The organism is Bathymodiolus azoricus thioautotrophic gill symbiont (assembly GCF_001298715.1).
Lineage (GTDB): Bacteria > Pseudomonadota > Gammaproteobacteria > PS1 > Pseudothioglobaceae > Thiodubiliella.
This window is the reverse complement of the sequence record NZ_CDSC02000222.1, coordinates 1-3,957: the sequence shown is the minus strand read 5'-3', so window position 1 is coordinate 3,957 and position 3,957 is coordinate 1. Positions and strand designations below refer to the sequence as shown.

General features: G+C 37.7%; 3 protein-coding genes and 1 tRNA gene. 3 read left to right on the top strand and 1 reads right to left on the bottom strand.

Annotated features, from left to right (window positions below):
* Window positions 1-322 precede the first annotated feature (322 nt).
* Window positions 323-1,405: an iron-sulfur cluster carrier protein ApbC gene (gene apbC / locus BAZSYMA_RS04225; protein WP_090715937.1), complete on the bottom strand. Its 1,083-nt coding sequence runs from the start codon at window positions 1,403-1,405 to the stop codon at window positions 323-325.
* 69 nt (window positions 1,406-1,474) lie between these two features.
* Between apbC and metG the strand changes: the two genes are divergently transcribed.
* The 3 genes from metG to BAZSYMA_RS10650 all read left to right on the top strand — a co-directional run.
* A complete protein-coding gene (metG, locus tag BAZSYMA_RS04220; protein WP_090715935.1) occupies window positions 1,475-3,475 on the top strand; it encodes a methionine--tRNA ligase in 2,001 nt (666 codons plus the stop codon).
* Window positions 3,476-3,563: 88 nt separating this feature from the next.
* Window positions 3,564-3,651 (top strand) — tRNA-Ser (locus tag BAZSYMA_RS04215).
* Between the two features lie 183 nt (window positions 3,652-3,834).
* A partial coding sequence (locus BAZSYMA_RS10650) for an Arm DNA-binding domain-containing protein (RefSeq protein ID WP_420912278.1) occupies window positions 3,835-3,957 on the top strand: 123 nt, incomplete at its 3' end.

Below are 3,957 nucleotides of genomic sequence, written 5' to 3'. Positions count from 1 at the left end.
ACTACCGCAACTTTTTCCTAGATTGTTGGAGTGGAATATTTTGACAAAATTTGGGTTTTTTAAATCATTAACATGGACAATACCACAGTGGCATCGTAAAGATATCTGCCAGTCTTCTTCAGGGTTGCTAATGAGCGCATTTGCAGTCATTCCACTTAATCACTAATAAGACGACTTTGGTATTTATCCAAATAATTCATTCAAGCTTCACTTTAACATTCGTAATTACAATGACAGCAAAGATTTTTTGCATTCTCCAAAGAATGCTAGCTTAGCATTTATGAGCGAGACTGCTGATACTGAAGAATGAAAAAAGCCAACGCTATTCGATAGTAATGCTTGGGAATGAGCTTAATGCCTTGTCTTGTTGTGTGAGTTTAGCTGATACTTTCTTAGCAATCTCTTTATAAATTTGTGCAATTCTACCGTCTGGGTCTTTAGCAACAGTTGGCGTGCCTTCGTCCACATCGGTTCTAATGTCTATTTCCAAGGGTAGAGCACCTAAAAAGTTAACATCAGCATCTTTGGCCATTGACTCACCACCACCAGTGCCAAAAATCGCTTCTTCGTGTCCACACTTAGAACAGATATGGAGTGACATATTTTCAACAATACCTAAAATTGGAATATTGACTTTTTCAAACATTTTCAGGCCTTTCTTGGCATCTAATAGTGCGATGTCTTGCGGTGTAGTAACAATAACTGAGCCACTGACTGGAATTTTTTGTGATAGTGTTAATTGCGTATCACCTGTGCCAGGTGGTAGGTCGATAATCATATAATCCACGCCACGCCATAAAGTATCACGCAACATTTGTTCTAAAGCTTGTGTTACCATAGGGCCACGCCAAATCATTGGATTTTCTTCATCGACAAGATAGCCAATAGACATGCTTTGCATGCCGTGACCTAAGATAGGGAGTAATTTGCCTTCACCCGTTTGCTCAGGTTTGAGTTTAGAGACGCCTAACATTCTGGGCTGAGAAGGTCCGTAAATATCTGCATCTAAGAGTGCTACTTTTGCACCTTCTGCTTGTAGTGCAAGTGCTAAATTAACTGCCGTAGTTGACTTGCCGACACCACCTTTACCTGAAGCAACAGCGATAATATTCTTAACTTCTGGTAGTATCTCTACGCCTTTTTGTGTGGAGTATTTGGCAATTTTTGTTTCAATATTAACGATTGCATCTTTGATCTCAGTAGCTGATAATGCACTTGTAATTGCATCTGTTAGTGTTTGATGATAGCTTTGCGCTGGATAGTTTAAGAGGATATTAACAGTGACTTTATTGCCGTTGATTTCAATGCTATCTAGTGTATTTGAAGAAACAATATCTTGCTCGGTATAAATATCTACAACACTTGTAAGAATTTTTTCAATTTGGTCTTGGGTTAAATCTGCCATTACTGCGTCCAATTAAGTAAAATGTGCTATTTTATCGCATAACTGTATCAGTTACCCTTAATATTAATAATGACACCAAGAAAAATCCTTGTCACTTCAGCGCTACCCTATGCCAATGGTGAGATTCATTTAGGGCATTTGTTGGAATATATTCAAACCGATATTTGGGTGCGTTTTCAAAAGATGATGGGTAATGAGTGTCATTATGTCTGTGCAGACGATGCACACGGTACGCCAATTATGCTAAAAGCCAATGAGCTTGGTATTACCCCAGAAGCATTAATTAAGGATGTGAGTGAGCGTCATCAAGCAGATTTTAAAGACTTTTTCATTGGTTTTAGTCAATACCATTCAACGCATTCAGACGAGAACAAAGTCATATCAGCAGATATTTATAATCAGTTAAATGATGCTGGGTATATTAAAACACGTACTATCTCTCAAGCGTTTGACCCTGAGAAACAAATGTTTTTACCTGATAGATTTATCAAAGGTGATTGTCCAAAATGCGGCGCAGTTGATCAATATGGTGATAACTGTGAGGTTTGTGGTGCGACTTATTCACCCATAGAATTAAAGAACGCAAAGTCGGCTATATCCGGTGCAACGCCAATTACTAAGGACTCTGAACATTATTTCTTTGACCTGCCACAGTTTGAAGCGCAATTGAAAGAATGGACGAATGCAGGGCACTTACAAGATGAAATCAGTAACAAACTTGCCGAGTGGTTTAAACAGGGCTTGAAGCAATGGGATATTTCTCGTGATGCACCGTATTTTGGCTTTCAAATACCAGATGTAGAAGGCAAGTACTTTTATGTGTGGTTGGATGCACCTATTGGCTATATGGCAAGTTTTAAGAAGTTGTGCAACGAACGAGATATTGATTTTGATGAATACTTTAACAAAGATTCTGAAACTGAGTTATATCACTTTATCGGTAAGGATATTGTTTATTTTCATGCATTATTCTGGCCAGCAATGTTGATGGGGGCTAACTACCGCACACCAAATGCAATTTTCGCACATGGGTTTTTAACTGTTAATGGGCAGAAAATGAGTAAGTCTCGTGGCACATTCATTCAGGCAAGAACTTATCTAGAAAGCTTAGATCCTGAGTGTTTGCGCTATTATTACGCTTATAAGCTTTCTGCTAAGATTGATGATATTGACCTTAATTTAGAAGACTTTAAACAGCGCGTGAACTCTGATTTAGTCGGAAAAGTAGTGAATATTGCTTCTAGAAGTGCAGGATTTATCGTGAAAAAATTTGATAAAACGCTGTCTGCTTTCGCGATCGAAGGGGGGTTGTATAATGAATTTGTCGCACAAGGTGATAGCATCGCCCAACACTACGAAGCACGCAATTATAATCAAGCAATGCGTGAGATTATGAAGCTTGCAGACAAGGCAAATCAATACATTGATACCCATAAGCCTTGGCAAATGGTCAAAGAAGAAGGCAAAGAAACACAAGTACATGATGTTACTTCTTTGGCAATCAACTTATTTAGAGTATTAGTGACTTATTTAAAGCCAGTTTTGCCAGTGATGGCAGAGCAGGCCGAGGCATTTTTAAATATTGATGAATTAGATTGGCACAACCTTAAACACCCACTTACCAAGCATAAAATTAACAAATTTAAACCACTTATGTCGCGTATTGAAGATGTACAAATTAATCAAGTGATTGAAAACTCCAAACAAAGCATGCAAACAACTGAAAAAGAAACTCAAGAGGACGATATGATTCAAATTGATGATTTTGCCAAAATTGACTTGCGTATTGCCAAGATTGTTAAAGCGCAAGCTGTTGAAGGTGCAGACAAACTTCTGCAACTCACGCTTGATATTGGTGAAGCTTCCACTAAGAATGTATTTGCTGGCATCAAGGGGCACTACAATCCACAAGATTTAGAAGGGCGACTCACTGTGATGGTGGCTAACTTAGCACCAAGAAAGATGAAATTTGGCATCTCACAAGGTATGGTGCTAGCTGCAGGCAATGGAGAATCTCTTTATATTTTGTCTCCTGATTCTGGTGCACAAGTAGGTATGAAAGTTAGTTAAAGCATAACAATTACCAGTAAAATACCTTTGGAAACAATTTTTGAAGAGATGTCAGAGTGGTTGTGTTGTTCGCTTGGAAACAATTTTTGGAGAGATGTCAGAGTGGTTTAATTTGCTCGCTTGGAAAGCGGGTGTACGGTAACGTACCGAGGGTTCGAATCCCTCTCTCTCCGCCAAATTTGTTAGTAATTATTATTAAAAATTGCTAATTATTGATAGTTATCAAAGGTTTATTTTGATAATTTTTAATAAAAATTAGAGATACGTTAAAATTATTCCTAATTATTATTAAAAATTATTTCTAAATGCTAAGTAAAACGATTGTAGATAAAGCAAAAGCAAAAGGTAAGTAATGCAAAATTTACGATACTGATGGGCTTCATTTTCTCATCTCACCTGAGGGCACAAAGTCTTTCTACTTTAGATATGCGTGGCATGGGAAGCGTTTTGAAATTAAAATTGGCAAATATCCTCTATCCTCT

Excerpts from the sequence above, each read along its gene's own strand:
- apbC (WP_090715937.1), bottom strand. The coding sequence starts at position 1,405 with ATGGCAGATTTAACCCAAGACCAAATTGAAAAAATTCTTACAAGTGTT.
- metG (WP_090715935.1), top strand. The coding sequence starts at position 1,475 with ATGACACCAAGAAAAATCCTTGTCACTTCAGCGCTACCCTATGCCAAT.